Source organism: Listeria monocytogenes, from assembly GCF_900187225.1.
GTDB lineage: Bacteria > Bacillota > Bacilli > Lactobacillales > Listeriaceae > Listeria > Listeria monocytogenes.
On record NZ_LT906436.1, the window covers coordinates 2,737,596 to 2,757,398 of the forward strand.

At 39.0% G+C, this 19,803-nt stretch carries 18 protein-coding genes and 1 other annotated feature; of the genes, 6 read left to right on the forward strand and 12 right to left on the reverse strand.

Features of this window, described 5'->3' with window-relative positions; all coding sequences use genetic code 11:
* The 7 genes from CKV70_RS13935 to CKV70_RS13965 form a co-directional block, all read right to left on the reverse strand.
* Positions 1–1,335, reverse strand: a complete 1,335-nt coding sequence (locus tag CKV70_RS13935) for a hemolysin family protein (protein ID WP_014601212.1) — start codon at positions 1,333–1,335, stop codon at positions 1–3.
* 117 nt (positions 1,336–1,452) lie between these two features.
* Complete coding sequence (locus CKV70_RS13940; RefSeq protein ID WP_014601213.1) at positions 1,453–2,142, reverse strand: NAD-dependent protein deacylase; 690 nt, start codon at positions 2,140–2,142, stop codon at positions 1,453–1,455.
* The gene (locus CKV70_RS13945; RefSeq protein ID WP_003732104.1) at positions 2,135–2,425 is read right to left on the reverse strand and encodes a helix-hairpin-helix domain-containing protein; all 291 of its coding nucleotides are present in this window, start codon (positions 2,423–2,425) and stop codon (positions 2,135–2,137) included. The genes CKV70_RS13940 and CKV70_RS13945 overlap by 8 nt, the downstream gene beginning before the upstream one ends.
* Complete coding sequence (gene lde / locus CKV70_RS13950) at positions 2,415–3,623, reverse strand: multidrug efflux MFS transporter Lde (RefSeq protein WP_010990057.1); 1,209 nt, start codon at positions 3,621–3,623, stop codon at positions 2,415–2,417. The genes CKV70_RS13945 and lde overlap by 11 nt, the downstream gene beginning before the upstream one ends.
* A gap of 116 nt (positions 3,624–3,739) precedes the next feature.
* Complete coding sequence (locus CKV70_RS13955) at positions 3,740–4,087, reverse strand: SH3 domain-containing protein (RefSeq protein ID WP_003722102.1); 348 nt, start codon at positions 4,085–4,087, stop codon at positions 3,740–3,742.
* An 18-nt stretch (positions 4,088–4,105) separates the two neighbouring features.
* The gene (gene fsa, locus CKV70_RS13960) at positions 4,106–4,750 is read right to left on the reverse strand and encodes a fructose-6-phosphate aldolase (protein ID WP_003722103.1); all 645 of its coding nucleotides are present in this window, start codon (positions 4,748–4,750) and stop codon (positions 4,106–4,108) included.
* Positions 4,751–4,892: 142 nt separating this feature from the next.
* The gene (locus CKV70_RS13965; protein ID WP_003722104.1) at positions 4,893–5,582 is read right to left on the reverse strand and encodes a Crp/Fnr family transcriptional regulator; all 690 of its coding nucleotides are present in this window, start codon (positions 5,580–5,582) and stop codon (positions 4,893–4,895) included.
* Positions 5,583–5,911: 329 nt separating this feature from the next.
* Between CKV70_RS13965 and CKV70_RS13970 the strand changes: the two genes are divergently transcribed.
* Complete coding sequence (locus CKV70_RS13970; RefSeq protein WP_010990058.1) at positions 5,912–7,639, forward strand: ABC transporter ATP-binding protein; 1,728 nt, start codon at positions 5,912–5,914, stop codon at positions 7,637–7,639.
* Between the two features lie 53 nt (positions 7,640–7,692).
* Here the strand turns inward: CKV70_RS13970 and CKV70_RS13975 are convergent, their stop codons facing one another.
* The 3 genes from CKV70_RS13975 to CKV70_RS13985 all read right to left on the reverse strand — a co-directional run bounded on the left by CKV70_RS13975 (position 7,693) and on the right by CKV70_RS13985 (position 10,001).
* Entirely contained in the window at positions 7,693–7,944 is a 252-nt protein-coding gene (locus CKV70_RS13975) for a TfoX/Sxy family protein (RefSeq protein WP_003722106.1), read from the reverse strand.
* Positions 7,945–7,963: 19 nt separating this feature from the next.
* Positions 7,964–9,247: a serine--tRNA ligase gene (gene serS / locus CKV70_RS13980; protein WP_003722107.1), complete on the reverse strand. Its 1,284-nt coding sequence runs from the start codon at positions 9,245–9,247 to the stop codon at positions 7,964–7,966.
* A gap of 59 nt (positions 9,248–9,306) precedes the next feature.
* Positions 9,307–9,529: a binding site (T-box leader), on the reverse strand.
* A 52-nt stretch (positions 9,530–9,581) separates the two neighbouring features.
* On the reverse strand, positions 9,582–10,001 hold the full coding sequence (locus CKV70_RS13985) for a pyridoxamine 5'-phosphate oxidase family protein (protein ID WP_003722108.1): 420 nt from the start codon (positions 9,999–10,001) through the stop codon (positions 9,582–9,584).
* 129 nt (positions 10,002–10,130) lie between these two features.
* Between CKV70_RS13985 and CKV70_RS13990 the strand changes: the two genes are divergently transcribed.
* The 5 genes from CKV70_RS13990 to CKV70_RS14010 all read left to right on the forward strand — a co-directional run bounded on the left by CKV70_RS13990 (position 10,131) and on the right by CKV70_RS14010 (position 16,563).
* Entirely contained in the window at positions 10,131–10,703 is a 573-nt protein-coding gene (locus CKV70_RS13990; RefSeq protein ID WP_003722109.1) for an anthranilate synthase component II, read from the forward strand.
* Positions 10,700–12,406, forward strand: coding sequence for an aminodeoxychorismate synthase component I (gene pabB, locus CKV70_RS13995; protein WP_003722110.1), 1,707 nt, complete (start codon positions 10,700–10,702; stop codon positions 12,404–12,406). The genes CKV70_RS13990 and pabB overlap by 4 nt, the downstream gene beginning before the upstream one ends.
* 160 nt (positions 12,407–12,566) lie before the next feature.
* Positions 12,567–14,288, forward strand: coding sequence for an ABC transporter ATP-binding protein (locus CKV70_RS14000; protein WP_003732111.1), 1,722 nt, complete (start codon positions 12,567–12,569; stop codon positions 14,286–14,288).
* Positions 14,288–16,060: an ABC transporter ATP-binding protein gene (locus tag CKV70_RS14005; RefSeq protein WP_003732112.1), complete on the forward strand. Its 1,773-nt coding sequence runs from the start codon at positions 14,288–14,290 to the stop codon at positions 16,058–16,060. The genes CKV70_RS14000 and CKV70_RS14005 overlap by 1 nt, the downstream gene beginning before the upstream one ends.
* Before the next feature lie 275 nt (positions 16,061–16,335).
* Complete coding sequence (locus tag CKV70_RS14010; RefSeq protein ID WP_009913041.1) at positions 16,336–16,563, forward strand: hypothetical protein; 228 nt, start codon at positions 16,336–16,338, stop codon at positions 16,561–16,563.
* A gap of 40 nt (positions 16,564–16,603) precedes the next feature.
* Here the strand turns inward: CKV70_RS14010 and pbpD1 are convergent, their stop codons facing one another.
* Both pbpD1 and CKV70_RS14020 read right to left on the reverse strand, forming a co-directional pair.
* Complete coding sequence (pbpD1, locus tag CKV70_RS14015; RefSeq protein WP_003732114.1) at positions 16,604–17,941, reverse strand: D-alanyl-D-alanine carboxypeptidase PBPD1; 1,338 nt, start codon at positions 17,939–17,941, stop codon at positions 16,604–16,606.
* A gap of 178 nt (positions 17,942–18,119) precedes the next feature.
* The gene (locus CKV70_RS14020) at positions 18,120–19,787 is read right to left on the reverse strand and encodes a CocE/NonD family hydrolase (RefSeq protein WP_014931036.1); all 1,668 of its coding nucleotides are present in this window, start codon (positions 19,785–19,787) and stop codon (positions 18,120–18,122) included.
* Positions 19,788–19,803: the final 16 nt, after the last annotated feature.

Consider the following 19,803-nt stretch of genomic DNA (forward strand, 5'->3'; position numbering starts at 1 on the left):
TTAAGCCATCTGTTCAAGTTCGCTTGTTTGGATGTCTTTTTCGACACGAACCGAAACCAGTCTGGCATCATTCATTTCTTCTACTGTAAATCGAAGTGTACCGTATTCTACTACTACTTTATCATCTTCTTCTGGAATTGTCCCAGTTAAAGTAAGCACAAATCCAGCCACAGTATCTACGCCACGTGATGGAAGTTCCACGTGAAACATTTCATTGAAATCATCAAGCGGCATGCGGCCTTCTACGATAAATGTCGTCTCATCAATTTTCTTCACTTCATCCGAAAACACATCATTTTCATCGTCAATCTCGCCAACAATTTCTTCTAATAAATCTTCTACAGTGACAATACCAGCAACACCACCGTATTCATCCATTAAAATAGCCATTTGATTTCGAGTTCTTTGCATGTTTTTAAGTAGATCGTCAATAAACATCGTCTCTTGCGCAAAATACGCGTCTTTAACGAGTCCTTTCACATCAATGTTTTCAAAACCTGACTTTCTTGCTTCCGCAAAAAAATCTTTCATATGCAGAATACCCAGCACGGAGTCCTGATCGCCTGTATAGACGGGAACCCTTGAAAAATTCTCACTTAATAATGCGTCACAAAGTTCTTCCGATTCTGTTTCGGCATCAATCATAAACGCATCTGTTCGTGGCACCATCACTTCACGTGCATATTTATTATCCATTTCAAATACACCACGAAGCATTTGTAATTCTTCTACCTCAATTACACCGTCACGTCGACCGGTTTCAATCAATAGCTGCATTTCCTCTCGCGTCATTTTTTCATTATCCGTATTTTTCTCCATTCTCGTTAATTTCACAAGAATATCAGTTGAAAAAGATAGGAATTTTACGAACGGACGAAGTACAACACCAACTGCCATGATTGGTCGTACAGAAACACGGGCAATTTTTTCTGATTTTTGAAGTGCTAAACGTTTTGGATAAAGTTCACCGAAAACTAACGTGATATATGATAACACAATAGTTACGACGATAATGGATAACTCTTTCGCAAAACTACTTCCTCCAAAAACAGATTCAAGTCTAGTCGCAATACTAGTGGCGGCTGACGCACTGGAGAAGAATCCCGCAAGCGTAATACCAACTTGAATAGTAGCTAGAAATTTACTTGGATCATCTACGAGTTTAGCTAGCATAACCGCTTTTTTATCACCGGTTTCTGCCTGGCTTTTTACACGATTTTTGTTCAGTGATACAAGGGCCATCTCTGCTGAGGCAAAGAATGCGTTGAGCATCGTCAACACCACAATAAGAATTAACTGCAAGATAATCTGCTGACTCTCGGGGTCAGGGTTCATATGGAACTCTCCACTCCTTATTTTCATCGAGAAAACGACCATGCATTTTCTCTAAATATTCCGGACAATTTGCCGGTTAAGAAAATTTTATCACGCCACCCCTATTACTGCAAGGTTTCAAATCTCCGCGAAAACTTTCACCGCGTCACTTTCCATCATTTCAAATGGATAAGGAAGCGAAATTCGTTCTTTATTCACAGCAAAAATTCGTGCTTTTTTATTCCGATAATCCGTTAAATTACAAAACGGACTCACACGGAATGACGTTCCTACTATGACAATCAAATCCGCTTTCCTAATAGCAGTAAGTGATTGATCTATCGCACTTTCTGAAATTGCTTCTTCGTAAAGCACCACATCTGGCCGAATAACCCCACCACAATCCGTATGAATATCCGATTTCAAATAATCCTTTGCGGTAACAGTCATTCCGCAGTTTTGACAATAACAATGATATAGACTGCCATGGAAATTCACTACTTTTTTCGAACCCGCTTTTTCATGAAGTCCATCAATATTTTGCGTAATAATCGTGACATCTTTTTTCGCTTCGATTTCAGCCATTTTTGTATGAATCGCATTTGGCTCTGCATCCGGATAGTACATGTTCTCTGTAACAAATTGATAAAACTTCTCTGGTTCACGCACAAGACACGTATGACTCAACATATATTCCGGGCTACTCATCCCAGCATATAAGCCGTTTTTCGAGCGATAATCCGGAATTCCAGAAGGGACAGAAACACCCGCCCCAGTTAGAAAAACGATGCGTTCAGCTTTTTTAAGTGCTTCATTCAACTTATTCATTCTTTAAATTCCTTTCATTTGTATGTTGTTTATCTTTCCAGTTCCACCATTTTCGCAAATCAACATCTTGCTCCGCTTCATCCGTTTCCGCAACATAGACTGCGCAGCGATACGTATAAAGTACACACGGATCCATTCTCTCGCCTCGCTTATCGCAAGTATCCTCATATAACTCAAGCGGATTCTTCCCTCTTAAATCAGCAACCTCTTCAATCCCAATTTCATTTAACATTAACACCATTTTTTTACCTATTCCTGGTAATTGTATTAGATTAGTTGGCATGATTCCCCTTCTCTCCGTGCATTTTTCGGTTGAAATAAAAACTGATTAGTACATTGATAAAAATAAAGCCAGCAACTACGAGGAAGACATCTCCGTAACCAAAATGAGCAGCAACACTTGACCCAACAAGCGGTCCGATGACATTCCCAATATATTGAAAAGATTGATTATAACCAAAAATTCGACCTGCAACCTCACGCGGTGTATTTTTTGTAAGCAATGATTGAACCGCCGGAAGCAAGGCACCATCTGTAAGACCTAATAAGAAACGCAAAATACCAAGTTGTAGTGGGTTTTGTGCGAAAGCCATTGGGATTTGTAGTAACATTGAGCCGATGAGCGCACCTAACAATATCCGCTCCGAGCCAATTCGGTCACCCCACCTCCCAAGCCTTGGTGCCGCAATAAGAGCCGCAACTCCGGGAACCGATGCAATCATCCCACTAATAAAAGCAATATTTTGTGCATTTCCTGCCAAATCACGTACATATAATGTCAAAATAGGATTAACTGAGTTGGACGCAATTTGAATCATCATCGTCGTAATGAACAAGGAAATAATTAAGCCCGGGTTTTTAAGCGATAAGAAAACTTCTTTCCCCGACCGCATTTCCTTTTTTTCTACTGGCGTAAATTTCTCTTTTACAAAGAAAAGTGTTAAGAAAAAACTACCTAAAAGAAGTACTCCTGTGATGTAAAATACTGGTCTAACACCAAATGTGTCCGACAACGCTCCACCAATTAACGGGCCAATTAGCACGCCCGAAACCGCTGCCGTTGATAGTGCCCCAAGAGCCCAGCCACTACGATGACGAGGAACTTGTGTAGCGATTAGCGCATTGGCAGTCGAAATATATCCTGAAAAAATCCCCATTAATAAGCGCAAACCAACGAATTGGTATACATTGCTTACGAGTCCCATCAAAATCATCGCTATCGCCATTCCCAGTGCTGCTCGTAAAAGCATAATTCTCCGTCCTTTTTGATCCGCTAATTTACCCCAAATCGGCGACATAATAGCTGATACTAAAAAGGTCGAACTGAGCGCAATCCCTGACCACATACTTACTTGATCCGGATTATGTACGCCTAATTCTTCAATATATAATGGTAAAAATGGCATGATTAAATTTAATCCGGTCCCGGTTAGAAAACACCCCACCCAGACAACATACAAATTCTTCTTCCAATTTTCCATAAATCCACCTAGATTCTTCTATCGTTATCCTTAATTATTCCACAAAAAAAGCGAAAGTAAAACTAAACCCTTCGCTTTTTTGCTATATTTACTTAAAATGTTCCACGTGAAACATTTTATACTTCTAAATTTTCTCGTGGTACCCAGCCAGCTTCATTTTCTTCTGTCACGCACCAAACCCAACCATTAAGTTCACGATTACTTTCTAATTTATCGCCTGGTTTAACATTTAGTTCACGTGCAGAGTAATCTTCTGATACGGTCCCACTCTTTCCATCATTACTTATTTGAATGATTTGTTTCGGAATCCAGCCTTCTTTTCCAGACGACTTCACTTTACAAAAAATCCAACCTGGATATTCTGTATCTTCTTCAAACACCCAAATAGACTCATTTTTATTTACAAAAAGCGGATTAGGGTATTGGCTAATGTGCTCTTTTTTCACGATAAATGTTTGATTCATAGTTTGAAACCTACCTCATTATTTTTTTGCCGCTTCCCAATCTGCAAGAAATTTATCAATCCCGCTGTCAGTCAGAGGATGTTTTAACATTTGCTCGAATACTTTAAATGGCACGGTAGCAATGTCAGCACCGGCTTTGGCACATTCAATAACATGGATTGGGTGCCGTACGCTTGCTGAAATAATTTCTGTTGGAATCCCGTGAATCTCGAAAATATCCGCAATGTCACGAATCAGAACCAAGCCATCGTCGCCTATATCGTCTAATCGTCCTAAAAATGGCGATACATAGGTCGCGCCAGCTCGTGCCGCAAGTAAGGCTTGTGTGGCAGAAAATACGAGTGTCACATTGGTTTTAATACCTTCTTCCGTCAACACTTTTACTGCTGCCAAGCCTTCCCCAGTCATTGGTATTTTCACAACCATATTCGGATGGATTTTCGCAATAACTCGACCTTCTGCAATCATTTCATCTGCTTCTAAACTAACTACTTCGCCGCTAATTGGTCCGTCAACAATGGATGTAATTTCTTGAATGACCTCATTAAAATCGCGACCTTCTTTTGCAACAAGTGATGGGTTTGTCGTAACCCCGGAAATAAATCCCATTCTGTTAGCCTTTTTAATCTCTTCTACGTTCGCTGTATCGATAAAAAATCTCATTAAAACATCCTCCTTTTCTATCAAGCGCTTTCAATTACAGAGCCATTATAACGCAAAAGCTTAAATAATGCTTTCGATGTGCTTTTTCGGCATAAAAAAAGAATGCCGTTTAGCATTCCAAAAAGTTTCACGTGAAACAAAATTATAATCGAGTTTTATCCATCACTAAGAGAGGCTTTGGTCTATTTCTAATTATATCCTCTTTAATTAAATGCATGACTGTATGAGCCACATATTCGCGTGATGTATTTGTGTATCTTGCAAGTACTTCTTGCGTAATTTCTCTTGGTAGCAATATCCCGTTATCAGAAAACGTTCCTAAAGTTTGAGCGCATTTGAGAATGGCTTTGCGGATTCGTTCTTCCTTTTTTAAGAAGCTTAGTTTTGCAAATGTATGGGCTTCACGTAATTCTTCTGCCATCACTTTAATCATAAAAAAGTTATTCTCATCTTTTTTGTCAAAAATAGAGAACAAGAAATTGCTATCTACTTCCATAACTTCTCCGTGACCTAAGCTCTGCATCGAAACATGCGGGCTCCATTCATCGTAAAAAAGATGATATAGTCCAAAACTATCTCCTTTTTGCAAGAAACGAACAATGCATTCTTTACAGCTTTCTTCTTCCATTTCTGCATCTTCCTCTACAATCATCCCGTATATGCCGCTTAGAACAAAATATACTTTTGTTCCAGCCGGACTTAAACTTTCTAGAACCTCACCCTTCTTGGTGCTGATAACCGAGCAGTAGTCTTTGTAATTTGGATGTTCAAAGCACAACTCCATTAATTTGCTAACCGTTAGATTGGATTCAAGCTCTTTTAAGAATAGCATATTCTCTCCTTTGCTATATTATATTGAAGAAACTCTTCGTAATTATATCATAAAGGCCATATTCAAAATCCTATTCACAGTAAGTCATAAAAAGCCAAAAACCCAATTAAAGATAAATATATTACAACTTTTTATAAAATACTTAATTTATATCTCGTTTCCAATTAACATTTTGACATAAATTCGAACTTTTTGTTACTTTTGTTAAATATTCAAATTCAGATATTAATTCAATAATTACCACTTTAGACTGGTTTATTTTTAGGTAAATTGATTATACTTAAAAAGTAAGTAATTTATGGATGGGTAACTCAGGAAGGGTGAAATGAATGGATCAGAAAAAATATAGTTGGCGAAAATTTTTCCAGTTACTTATTAGCGCAAAACCCGCGAATTGGATAATTTTCTGCGCTTTATTTGCTAGTGTGATAACTACAGTTGCCGGCCTTGTTGTGCCGCTTTTTACAAAGAACTTAATTGATGGCTTTTCAATAGCTTCACTCGATGTAAAAATGATTGCTTTAATTGTGTTGGCATTTATCCTACAAGCAATAACGAATGGCTTCTCGATTTTCTTGCTTAACTACATGGGTCAGAAAGTCGTTGCAACGATTCGCGAACGTTTATGGAAGAAAATTGTGCACTTACCAGTTTCTTACTTCGATAATACAAAGACTGGGGAAATGGTAAGTCGTATGGTAAATGATACAGTAGTGGTTAAGGAGCTGATTGCCGATCATCTCCCACAATTTGTAACTGGGATAATTTCTGTTGTCGGTGCGATTATTATCTTGTTCTTCATGGACTGGAAAATGACACTCATCATTTTAGTGGCCGTTCCAATTACTGCGCTAGTTGTCGCGCCACTTGGTCAGAAAATGTTTAAAATATCTAAAGGTCTTCAAAATGAAACGGCTAACTTCACTGGTTCCATTAGCCAAACGCTATCAGAAGCTAGACTCGTAAAGGCTTCGAATGCGGAAACACTAGAAACCGAGGCTGGTCATCAAGGAATTAATCGCCTATTTGGCTTTGGTATTCGTGAGGCGAAAGTTGTTGCTGTGCTTGGACCGCTAATTTTCTTTGTTGTCATGGGGGTTATCGTTGGCATCATTGGTTACGGCGGGATTCGTGTTTCAGCTGGAACAATGACTACTGGTACGCTCATCGCCTTCTTGCTCTATCTGTTCCAAATTATCGTTCCTGTCACTTCTTTCGCAACATTCTTCGCCCAACTTCAAAAAGCAAAAGGCGCAACGGAGAGAATTGCGGATATTTTAAATGAAACAGAAGAAGATTTCGACGCTGGTAAAAAAGTAGATGTGAGCGGAAAAACCATTCGCGCATCTGATATTTCCTTCTCCTATAATGAAGGTGAACCTATTCTAAAACATGTTTCTTTTGATACAAAACCCGGAGAAGTTATCGCATTCGCTGGCCCAAGTGGTGGAGGGAAATCAACCTTATTTGCGATTTTAGAACGTTTTTATCAACCGAAAACGGGAGAAATTTTAGTAGGCGATATTCCTCTTTCCGAGATTTCGATTAACTCATGGCGCACACAAATTGGTTATGTTTCCCAAGAAAGTGCGATGCTTTCTGGTACAATTCGCGATAATCTTTGTTATGGTTTGGACCGAGAAATTACGGAAGATGAGCTATGGAATGTAGCAAAACTAGCTTACGCTGACGGTTTTATTTCCGAACTTCCTGACAAAATGGCAACCGAAGTCGGCGAACGTGGCGTGAAGCTCTCAGGAGGTCAAAGACAGCGAATTGCCATTGCTCGAGCATTCTTGCGTAATCCTAATATCCTTATGTTAGACGAAGCTACAGCTAGTTTAGATAGCCAATCCGAGCAAATCGTTCAACAAGCATTGGCAAACTTAATGGAAGGTCGAACTACTTTTGTTATCGCTCATCGCCTTTCTACTATTGTCAATGCCGACCAAATCCTCTTTATCGAACATGGTGAAATAACCGGTCGTGGCACACATAGTGAATTAGTGGCTTCTCATCCACTTTACGCTTCCTTTGCAGAACAACAGTTAAAATAACTATTTCCCGGGAAATAAAAAAGTGACGATGCGTAAATGCATCGTCGCTTTTTCTATAAGGATTGATGAAACTTTTTGAGTTCACTTTTCTTTGCTTCGTCTAAATCATGCCACCTGATACCTTGCACAGCTCCTTCAAGTGCACATAATTCACTTAGACAAACGCTTGAATCATTTTCCCAAATACGTAAAAAGGCTTCTTTGCTTCCAACATCTTTTAGCTCAGCTGGGGTTTTTATCCCGGCTTTTATTAAGTCTTGCTCCAGTACTTTGCCAATGTTTGGTAATTCGCTAAGGTTCGCCATTACAGTTCCTTCTTCCATATTATTTTGGTAATTCTATTTTCTCGATACCGCCCATGTAACCTTGCAATACTTTTGGAATGCGTACAGAACCATCTGCATCTTGGTAATTTTCTAAAATGGCAGCCACTGTACGTCCTAGCGCTAAGCCAGAACCATTTAGTGTATGCACGTATTCTGGTTTGCTTCCTGGCTCACGACGGAAACGAATGTTAGCGCGTCTTGCTTGGAAGCTTTCAAAATTACTGCAAGAAGAAATCTCACGATAAGAATTGTAGCTTGGAATCCAAACTTCTAAATCATATTTTTTAGCAGCAGTGAAGCCTAAATCAGCCGTACACATGCTTAGTACGCGGTATGGCAATTCTAAGCGACGCAATACTTCTTCTGCGTTACCAGTTAATTTTTCTAGCGCCACGTAAGAATCTTCCGGTTTCACAAATTGAACTAATTCCACTTTGTTAAATTGATGTTGACGGATTAAACCACGCGTATCGCGACCAGCAGATCCCGCTTCAGAGCGGAAACATGCGCTAAACGCTGTATATTTTCTTGGTAAGTCTTCTGCTTTTAAAATGTCTTCGCGGTGGTAGTTTGTTACTGGTACTTCCGCTGTTGGAATAAGGAAATAATCTTCTGCTTCAATTAAGAAAGCATCTTCTTCAAATTTCGGCAATTGACCAGTTCCTGTCATGCTCGCACGGTTTACCATGTAAGGCGGTAACATTTCTTCGTAGCCATGTTCATTCGAATGCAAGTCCATCATAAAGTTAATAAGCGCTCGTTCCAGTCTTGCACCTAATTTTTTATAAAAGACAAAACGGCTACCAGTTACTTTCGCAGCATTTTCAAAATCAAGGATATCTAAGTCTGTTCCTAAATCCCAATGCGCTTTTGGTTCAAAATCAAATGCGCGTACTTCGCCCCATTTGCGGATTTCCACGTTATCGTCTTCCGATTCGCCAACCGGAGTAGATTCGTGTGGAATATTTGGAATCGACATTAAAATCATATCTAACTTCTCGTCAATTTCGCGTAGTTCGATATCTAATGTTTTAATACGATCACCAACAACACGCATTTCTTCAATTTTAGCATCCGCGTCTTGTTTTTCACGTTTTAATTTAGCGATTTCTTGAGACACCTCATTACGCTGACTCTTCAGCGCTTCTGTCTCCACAATCAGAGTACGGCGGCGTTTATCTAACTCGCCAAATTTCTCGAATTCACCCAAGTCTTCCCCGCGATTTTGTAATTTCTGCTTTACTTCATCAAAATTATTACGTAACAATTTAACATCTAACATGCTAACTCCTCCTTTATTTTTTTCCATATAAAAACTCCCGTACTTTCCCGAATTAACAGGAAAGGGACGAGAGTTAACCGCGTTGCCACCCTTATTGGGATCTAAAAAAATCCCCAGCTTCATTTAGGTTTAACGGACCCAGCCGGAATGATTTACTCGCAAAACCATGCTTTCCACCACTCACTCCAAGATGGATTCATAAGGAAACTTCACCAGTTCACACCAACCACTGGCTCTCTTTAGAAACTCTACCTTATTACTACTTCTTGTCTTCGCTTTTCGTATTAATTTAAAGTTATTCTATCGCATATCTGCTTAAATTACAAGCAAATCTTTAACCGATTAAATCGAGCGTGTCTGGACCGTCATCATCAGAATTCAGTATTCTAATTTGTTCCGGAACAATTTTTATAACGACAAAGGATGGTGAATCTTCGCCTCGGAACCATTCTTTAGAAATGTTTTCCCAAATACGTTCTTTGATTGATTCATCCTCTTCAAGAGACGCCAAACCATTAATTTCTAAAAATGCAGAACCAGGGCTTTCGTAACCAATTAAAACGGATACGTGTGGGTTTCTGCGAACTTCTTCTGTCTTCGGTAATTCTTTGCCAGATGGTGTGTAAAGCGTTAAGCCATCATGAAGAAATGTCATATACCTAGCATGAGGATAGTCTCCTTGTACGGATGTTAATACACCCACTTGATGTTGTTCCAAAATGGCAAGAATCTTATCTTCTAGTTCATTTTTCATCTCAAACACCTTCCTTTGGTTATTTAGTGTACCTTTCCACTCGGCTCCCGGCTTTAAACATTCGGGCTTGTTATCTCTCTAGCTATTTGCTATAAAAGAGTATAACCGTTTTAACTAGGGGGATTTAAAGTGATTTTAATCATCGACCATAATGATTCATTTACATATAATTTATACCAATATTTTTTAGAGCTCCAAGAGGAGGTGCAGGTTGTCTCTGCTACCAGTTTTTCACTTGAAGCCTTTCAACAGATCGCTCCCGAAATGGTAGTTTTATCACCAGGACCAGGTTCCCCGGAAGACTTCCCTATTAGTTTAGCTCTACTAGATAAAATTCAAGTTCCTATTCTCGGGATTTGCCTTGGTCATCAAATGATTGGTCATTTTTTCGGGGCAAAAGTGGTGCCGGCAAACGTCCCAGTTCACGGAAAAACAAGTGTCATTTCGCATACTGGGGAAGGTTTGTTTGCAGACCTTGAACCTGCTTTCCAAGTAACGCGTTACCATTCCTTAGTTATCGATCCTACAACAGTTCCAGTCAATTTGAAAGTAACCGCCGTGACTGAAGACGGCGTTATAATGGGGCTAGTTCATGCAACCAAACCCATTCACAGCGTCCAGTTCCACCCAGAAGCAATCCTATCCGAAAATGGACATGCAATACTTAAAAACTTTGTACGATTAGGGAGAAATGTTAAATGAGCTTATTACGATTTGATTTTGAAGGCGACACAAAGATTTTTGAAAATCCACTGTATGAACTAGTTGCATATGATTTAGCAGAAGTTCTTCCTATAATGAAAGCTGCCGAAAACGCCCAAAAATCAGGAAAATACGTCGCTGGTTTTGTCAGTTATGAGGCCGCTCCTGCTTTTCGAAGTAATTTAAAAACAAAAAAACCGAGCGAAAGCATGCCACTCGTTTGGTTTGGCGTATACGATAATTTTACCGATACAGCTACCGAAACACCTGATTCCTCGCCGCTCTCTTTTAAAATGGATACTAGTTTCCCTGAATACACCGAGAAAATAGAGCAAATCAAAGCTGAAATTGCTGCTGGAAATACTTACCAAATTAACTACACCGTGCGACTTCAAAGTGATGTGCCAAACAACTTTTCTTCTCAAGCAACTTATGAAACGTTACAGCAGATTGGAAAGGCGAATTACACCGCCCTACTTTCAACAAGTGACTTTGAGATTATCTCCGCCTCCCCCGAACTCTTTTTTAAATGGAAGGAAAATCTTCTAACGACTCGCCCGATGAAAGGCACTATTCGTCGCGGAATAACGGAGCAAGCGGACTTAGAAGCACATGATTGGCTAAAAAACGATCCTAAAAACCGTGCAGAAAATGTGATGATTGTCGATTTATTACGAAATGACCTTGGGATGATTGCGGTTCCCGGAAGTGTCAAAGTTCCTCAGTTAATGACGCTGGAACCTTATCCAACTGTTTGGCAAATGACTTCAACTATTACTGCAGAAACACCTCCTGAGACTGATTTAACAGCTGTTTTTAAAGCGCTCTTCCCGTGCGGCTCGATAACTGGCGCGCCTAAAGCACGAACAATGGAAATTATTTCAGAACTAGAAGATTCTCCTCGCGGTGTATACTGCGGAACAATTGGCTTTTTAGAACCTAACGGAAATGCGATTTTCAATGTACCGATTCGTACTATTGCTATCACAGACAATAAGGCAACTTATGGCGTTGGTGGAGGTATCGTCTGGGATTCTGAAGCTGCTAGCGAATTTTCCGAAATCCACGCAAAATCAGCTATTTTAGAAAAGGCGACGAAATTTTCTTTAATTGAATGTTTGCGAATTGAAAACGGTGAGCTCTTCCGAACCGAATATCATTTAAAACGACTACAAACAAGCGCAGACTTTTTCGGCATTCCTTTTAATAGGGAAGAAACGGAGAAGCTATGGACCAAAACAGCGCAAAAAAATACGACCGGCACATACAAAATGCGCTTTTTATTACATCCTGAGGGCGCACATGATTTAGCACTAACAAAAATTGACACCAAAAACAAGCGAATAACAGCGCAACTTGCTGATAAACCAGTACTTTCGAATGATTTATTTCTCTATCATAAAACGACTCATCGAAAGATCTATGAAGACTTAAAAAATACTCAAACCGATGAAACCCTACTTTGGAATGAACAGGGTGAACTGACAGAATTTATTAACGGGAATATAGTTCTAGGTATAAATGGCTGTTTTTTCACGCCTCCAGTAACTTCAGGTCTTCTTTCAGGGACAATGAGAGCCGAACTATTAGCAAAAAATAAGATTTCCGAGAAAACACTAGCAAAAAAAGACCTTTTAGAAGCGGACTATGTGTGGTTAATTAATAGCGTAAGAGGATTTGTAGAAGTAGAAATTAAACAATAAAACTATAGAAATTTCACAATTTAAAATGAAATCATTTGTCGGATTCGCCATATTTTCGCCATATTTACAATTTGTGAAAATATTACTTGCAAATTTTCACAATCTATATTAGAATATGTGTTCGCACGTTTTTATTTCCGTTTTCCAAGGGAGGAAAATCATGAAAGTATTGTTTCACCATCTAAAAAAATACAAACTACAAGCGACATTATCTACACTGTTTGTAGTAGTCATGGTTATCTCACAACTATGGCAACCAAAGTTACTTCAGCAAGTCCTAGACGCCATCATGAAAGACGATATGGATGAAATCTCATCCATCGGCGCACTTTTAATCGGTATTGCCGCAGTCGGCCTTATCGCCGGGATCCTAAACACAATACTTTCAGCCAAAGTCGCTCAAGGCGTCGGCGCAGATATTCGTGAATCTAGTTTCCGTAAAATCCAAACATTTTCATTCAGCAACATCGAAAAACTTTCGACTGGTAATCTAGTTGTTCGACAAACAAACGACATTACCCAAGTACAAAACTTAGTGATGCTTTCACTACAATCGCTTACGAGAATTCCGATTATGTTTATCGGGGCTTTTATCTTAGCGATGTTTACTTTACCTGAATTATGGTGGGTAATTATTGTACTCGTTGTTCTTGTTGTTCTGATTGTTGTATTCACATTCGGGTCTATGGGTAAACACTTTGCCATTATTCAGAAGTTAATTGACCGAGTGAATTCTATTGCAAAAGAAAACCTTGCTGGCATGCGCGTAGTTAAATCTTTCGTGCAAGAAGATAATGAAATTGGTCGCTTTACAACTGTCAGTGACAAATTAACTCGCCACACAATCATCGTTGGAACGCTTTTCTCCGTAATGATTCCTGCATTTATGCTCGTTTCTAACTTAGCAATTGTTGTTTCTATTTTCTTTGTAGGCGATATGGCTGCAGATAATCCTGAAGTTATCGGAGCTATCGCATCGTTCATGAACTACTTAATGCAAATTATGATGGCAATTATTATCGGTGGTATGCTGATGATGATGGCTTCTCGTGCGCTTATTTCTTTGAAACGTATTACCGAAGTTCTGGAAACAGAACCAGATATTACTTACAATGAAAACGCACCAGAACAAGACCTAGAAGGTACAGTTGAATTCCGTAATGTTAGTTTTAAATACGACGGTGACGATACGCCTGCTCTGGAAGATATTTCATTCAAAGCAAGTGTTGGTGAGATGGTCGGTATTGTTGGTGCAACAGGTTCTGGTAAATCCACTCTTGCCCAACTAATCCCCCGACTTTACGACCCAACGGAAGGTGAAGTTATTATCGGCGGAACTAACCTAAAAGATATCAACAAGAAAACCCTTCGCAGCACTGTTTCCTTCGTGCTTCAACGCGCGATTCTTTTCTCTGGAACGATTGCAGACAATTTACGTCATGGTAAAAAAGACGCAACTGCCGAAGAAATGGAACACGCAAGTAAAATAGCACAAGCGAAAGAGTTTATAGATAAACAAGCAAAACTTTATGAAGCACCTGTTTCCGAGCGCGGAAACAACTTCTCCGGTGGACAAAAACAACGCCTTTCGATTACACGTGGCGTTATCGGTTCCCCGAAAGTACTAATTCTAGATGACAGCACAAGTGCGCTTGATGCAAAATCTGAGAAATTGGTTAAAGAAGCCCTGAATAAAGAGCTTGATGACACTACTACATTCATTATTGCACAAAAAATTTCTTCTGTTATTCAAGCAGATAAAATTCTCGTGCTAGATAAAGGTAAACTCGTTGGTGTGGGTTCCCATAAAGAACTTCTGAAAGAAAATGAAACTTACCGTGAAATTTACGACACTCAAAAAGGCAAGGAGGTAACCGCATAATGAAAGAGTTCAAACAAATTAGTCGCTTTTTCTGGCACTATCTGCGGGGTTATAAGCCTCAACTTTTTGTCATTTTAATTGCTGTAGTTTTTGCGACATACCTTCAAGTAAAAGCACCACAATATATTGGTAACGCCGTTCAAGAGCTTGGAGATTACGTGGTTAATTTAATGCAAACGGGTGTTGATGACAAGAGTGACTTCATCCATATCATTTGGATGCTGATTCTCTGCTACGTACTGCTCGCTGCTGCCACTTTTATCCAAAGTATCATTATGACAGGGGTAGCTGGTAAATCAACGAACAGAATGCGTATAGGGCTTTTCCGCAAGATGGAAAAACTATCGATTCGTTTCTTCGATAGCCGCAATGATGGCGAAATGCTTAGCCGCTTCACTAGCGACTTAGATAATATTTCCAATACACTAAACCAAGCATTGATCCAAGTACTATCCAACGTCGCGCTAATGATTGGTGTTATCATCATGATGTTCCAACAAAACGTGGAACTAGCCTTCGTTACTCTAATATCTGCTCCATTTGCAATTATTATTGCGACAGTGATTATTCGAAAAGCACGTAAATTCGTTGATGTTCAACAAGATGAACTAGGCGTACTTAACGGCTACATTGACGAAAAAATCTCTGGACAAAAAATCATTATCACAAATGGTTTAGAAGAAGAAACAATTGACGGCTTTGTTAAACAAAACAATATCGTTAAAAACGCCACTTATAAAGGGCAAGTTTACTCCGGTTTACTTTTCCCAATGATGCAAGGTATTTCCCTATTAAATACAGCTATCGTTATCTTCTTCGGTGGATGGTTAGCTCTAAACGGCGACCTTGAACGCACAGCCGCTCTTGGTTTAATCGTTATGTTCGTTCAATATTCACAACAATTCTATATGCCACTTACACAAATTTCGTCCCAGTACAGCTTGCTACAATTAGCAATCACTGGTGCGCGTCGTGTTAGCGAAGTATTTGCAGAGGAAGAAGAAGTGGAACGCGAGAACTTACAAACAATTGATGGTATTAATAAAGGTGTCAAACTAGATCACGTAGATTTTGCTTATGACCCTGCAAAACCAGTTCTAAAAGACGTTTCGATTGATGTAAGTAAAGGTAAAATGGTTGCTCTTGTCGGTCCAACTGGCTCTGGTAAAACAACTGTTATGAACCTTCTTAACCGTTTCTATAATGTCGATGGTGGCGCGATTCTCTTTGATGATATCGACATCCGCGACATTCGCCTTGATTCCCTTCGTAAACAAGTCGGTATCGTGCTACAAGATTCCGTACTATTTACAGGAACCATTCGCGATAACATCGTTTTCGGTAAGCCGGAAGCAAGCGACGACGAAGTAATCAACGCTGCAAAACAAGCTAACATCCACGACTTCATTATGAACCTAGAAAAAGGTTATGAAACAGAAATCAGTGATGAAAACAATATTTTCAGCGTTGGTCAAAAGCAGCTTATGAGTATTGCGAGAACTATTATTACGAACCCTTCTCTTCTAATTCTAGATGAAGCGACAAGTAATGTAGACACCGTAACCGAAAGCCGCATCCAAAAAGCTATGGACAACGTAATCTCCGGCCGAACTAGCTTCGTCATCGCCCACCGTTTAAAAACCATCCTTGATGCCGACCATATCGTCGTGCTACATCAAGGTGAAGTGATTGAACAAGGTAACCATGATGAGTTGATGAAGGCGGAAGGATTTTATTCTGAGCTTTATCATAATCAGTTTGTTATTGAATAAATAGACATTTTCTCTACAGTCTGAAAAAAAGTGAGTTCTTACGAGATTTTAGTAAGAACTCACTTTTATTTTTCATTATATAATTGGATATAAACCCGTTATTGACATCTGCTACTATTAAGAATTCGATTGAAGTAAAGATTGTAAGATTAAAATAAATAGAAACTCTGTTTTTAAGAATTTTCCTAGCATACAAAGTCTCATTTTCATCGCAAAGATTTTATGTTAACATTATTTAGAATAGAAAGAAAATAAAAACAGAGGTGAACATACATATGCATTTTAATTTTTTTGTTAGAAGTGGTTTTATTGGCCTTATTTTACTTTTTGTTATCCAAGTATTAGGGATTATAAGGGGGTTATTGATTCAATCTGGCTTTATGGATGGAAGTATTGATCAGACTTTACTAGGGACAAAGCTTATTATAGTACCAATCATATTTTTTACTATTAGTGTTATTTTTTTCTTATTATGGTTTTATAAAGACTATCAAAAAAAATAAAAAAGGTCGATTTCCTAATTAGGAAATCGACTTTTTCATGTTAATTAAACCAACCTTTTACACCATCAGAAACGTAATTACCCATGCCTGTAAAGAAAGAACCTACTGCTTGGGTGGAAAGCATGAACCAGTTTGCCTTTTCAACGTCGCTGGCAGTTAGTACATCAATTGTTTCTGTTTGTTTTCCGTCAACATAGCCTAACTTGTCGCCATCTTTTAGAGATACTTCCATTTTACCAACTTCCGTGCCCTTTTTAACAGGTGCTTCTATTGTTTTTTCTTTCATTGTTACCTTTGTATTTAACTTAGGAGCATTGCCATTCTTCGGTACAACTAGCTTCACTGCATCTTTTGTAACGAGTCCGACTGTATCTTCTTTTCCTTTATCTACTGCAATTGTAGAAGGATTTTTTACTTTTGATCCTGCTTTTTGTACTTCTTTTACTTTAAAATTATTAAAAGCATAATCGAGCATTTTGTTTGTTTCATCAAAACGAGCACTTGTATGCTCGCCAGGCGCTCCACCATTCGCATGGAGTACAACTGTGATAACTCGCATTCCATCTTGTACAGCGGTTGCAGTCAAGCACATTCCAGCATAATCAGTTGTTCCTGTTTTCAAACCGTCTACACCTTTGCGCCCGTAAATCAAGCCCGGTAATAACCAGTTCCAGTTTGTCATATCAATTTGGTCTGATGTGCCTTTTCGGAACTCTTTCTTAGTTGTACTAGCAGTTTTAAGTACGTCTGGGTAATCATTTATTAAGTGTTTTGCTAACTTCGCCATGCCGCGAGCTGTCATTTTGTTCTCGTCTTTCGGTCCACCCACTTGCTGACCGCCTTTTAAGTCTTCGTTATTAAGACCCGTAGCGTTAACGAATTGGTGCTCCCCTAGATTAAGTTCGTCTGCTTTTTTATTCATAGCATCGACAAATTCTTTTTCAGAACCTGCAATTTTTTCGGAAATAGCAATTGCAGCTCCGTTTGCAGAGTAAATTGCCATTGCTTCATATAATTCTTGTACAGTGTATTCTTCGCCCAGTCTAAGTGGTACGTTCGATAGTGATGTGTCTTGTGAAACTTTGTAAGCATATTCAGAAATGGTTACTTTGTCGTCCCATTTTAATTTACCTTTATCAATTGCTTCTAGTAATAAATATTCATCCATCATTTTTGTCATGGATGCGATGCCCATTAGCTTGTCAGCATCTTTTGAATATAAAATTTTACCGGTACTTTCTTCAATTGCGATTGCTGCGTTTGCATTTACATTTGGTGCTTCTGCGGCTTGTGCTGCTTTCGGGCTTACTAAGAAGCCACTTACTGCAAGGGATGCTGCCATGATTACAATCCCTGTTTTTTTAATTATGTTTTTCACTGCAACTTCTCCTTCATTTGAGTAAATTATTAACTCATTTTATCTATATTTTAATAAAGAAACCTATCATAAAAATTCCCTTTTCGAATAAGTTTCATTTTTTTGACGGATACTTTCATATTTTACCATGATTTACTAGCGCCGTATATAAAACTTTTCGCCCAAAAGTCTGAGCTTTCTATCGAATAATTGGAAGGAGAATATGGGACGGGTATTCTGGGCTATGATAAATAGTCTGGTTGGCGATTTGGCTTTCAGTGGAATTAATGAAACTATCACCTGTATTTGGGTTAGGATCAAACCTCGGAAAATTACTTGAAGATATTTCGATGCGGATTTGATGCCCTTTTTGGAAAAGATTACTTGTTGCCCAAAGATCGATAGTGTATTCATTGATGTTATTTTGCACATTAGCACCGTGTTGCTTGGCTGCCCGGATGATGCCATCTGCTAAGTTAAAAGCCGTTCCATCTGGAAACACATCTACTAATTTCGCTGTAAAATCTGTGTTAGGAGCATCTGTTTTCGCCCAAAGTTTCACTTGAATTGGTCCGGTAACTTCGATTGCTTCTTTTAGTGGTTCTGTCGAGTAACAAAGGACGTCTTCGCGAAGTTCAATTTGTTGTTGATCATGAGGTCCATCTGCATGTAGCGCCTTATGCAAGGTTCCTCCACCATTTGATGGTACTGGATTTTCTGGATCATAGCTAAATTTTGCTTCTGAAGATGTTGCAGGCGGTGTGAATTCCGCGCTCACTTTTTCATTTTTAAAATATAGTGGTGTCATATTTGCATTTTGCGGAGGCCAGTTTTCAGCTGTTTTCCAGTCGTTTAATCCCATCACAAAATAATTAACAGGCGCTGATGCTGGTAAAGGCTCATTTTTCAGCCAATGATTGAACCATTCTATATGTCTAGCATGCATATTAGCCTCGCCCCATTTAGTGGCCGCCATTCCAAAATCACGATCACCTATTATCTGAGTGAAATTAGCATGCGTCCATGGGCCAATGATGAGCTTATCTCCAAGACCGCGTAAGTGACCATTTTTAAAATTAGCGATTGTTTTATCTAAAAAGCAGTCATACAAGCCTGCTACATGGAGACCTGGTACATTAATTTTATCATAATTGCTTTTTGCATCGATTTTTCGCCAATGGTCATGGGTTGGTTCATAATTTAATAGCTCAGAGAAATAAGGCATTTCATTTTGACCAATTGCTGGCCAGTCTTTATAAGGTTTAAATTGATACAGTGTATCTAAATTATCTAGATTTTTCATTAATGTATTCGCTGCTTCTTCTAATTCATCGTGCGTTTTATAAGTACGGGCTAGCATATTTGGGAGCATAGACTCTAAATTCCAAGTTTCCCACATTCCAAGTTCTAAAGCGCCGTCATGATCATTGAAAACATCTGTCATACTATTTTGAGCCATAATTGGAGCAATGGCTTTCAAATGTTTGTTCCCGCTAATTGCTGCTAAAATTTGCGTATAGCCATAATAAGATAAACCAAACATGCCGACATCCCCGTTAGCATAAGGAAGGTTCGCAGCCCACTCAATCGTATCATATCCATCGTCAACTTCTGCTATGTATGGAACAAAATCTCCTTCTGACGTATATCTGCCACGAACATCTTGAACAATAACAACATACCCTTGCTCCGCCAAAATATTAGGACGAATAAAGTGAAGCCCGTATGATTTACTATAAGGTAATCTTGTAAGTAAAACTGGATATTCCCCCGCGTCTGCTGGACGATATATATCTGCGTAAAGCGTTACACCATCGCGCATTTTAGCTGGGATATCTGTTTCAATAATTAATTGATTATGTTTCACGTGAAACATCTCCTTT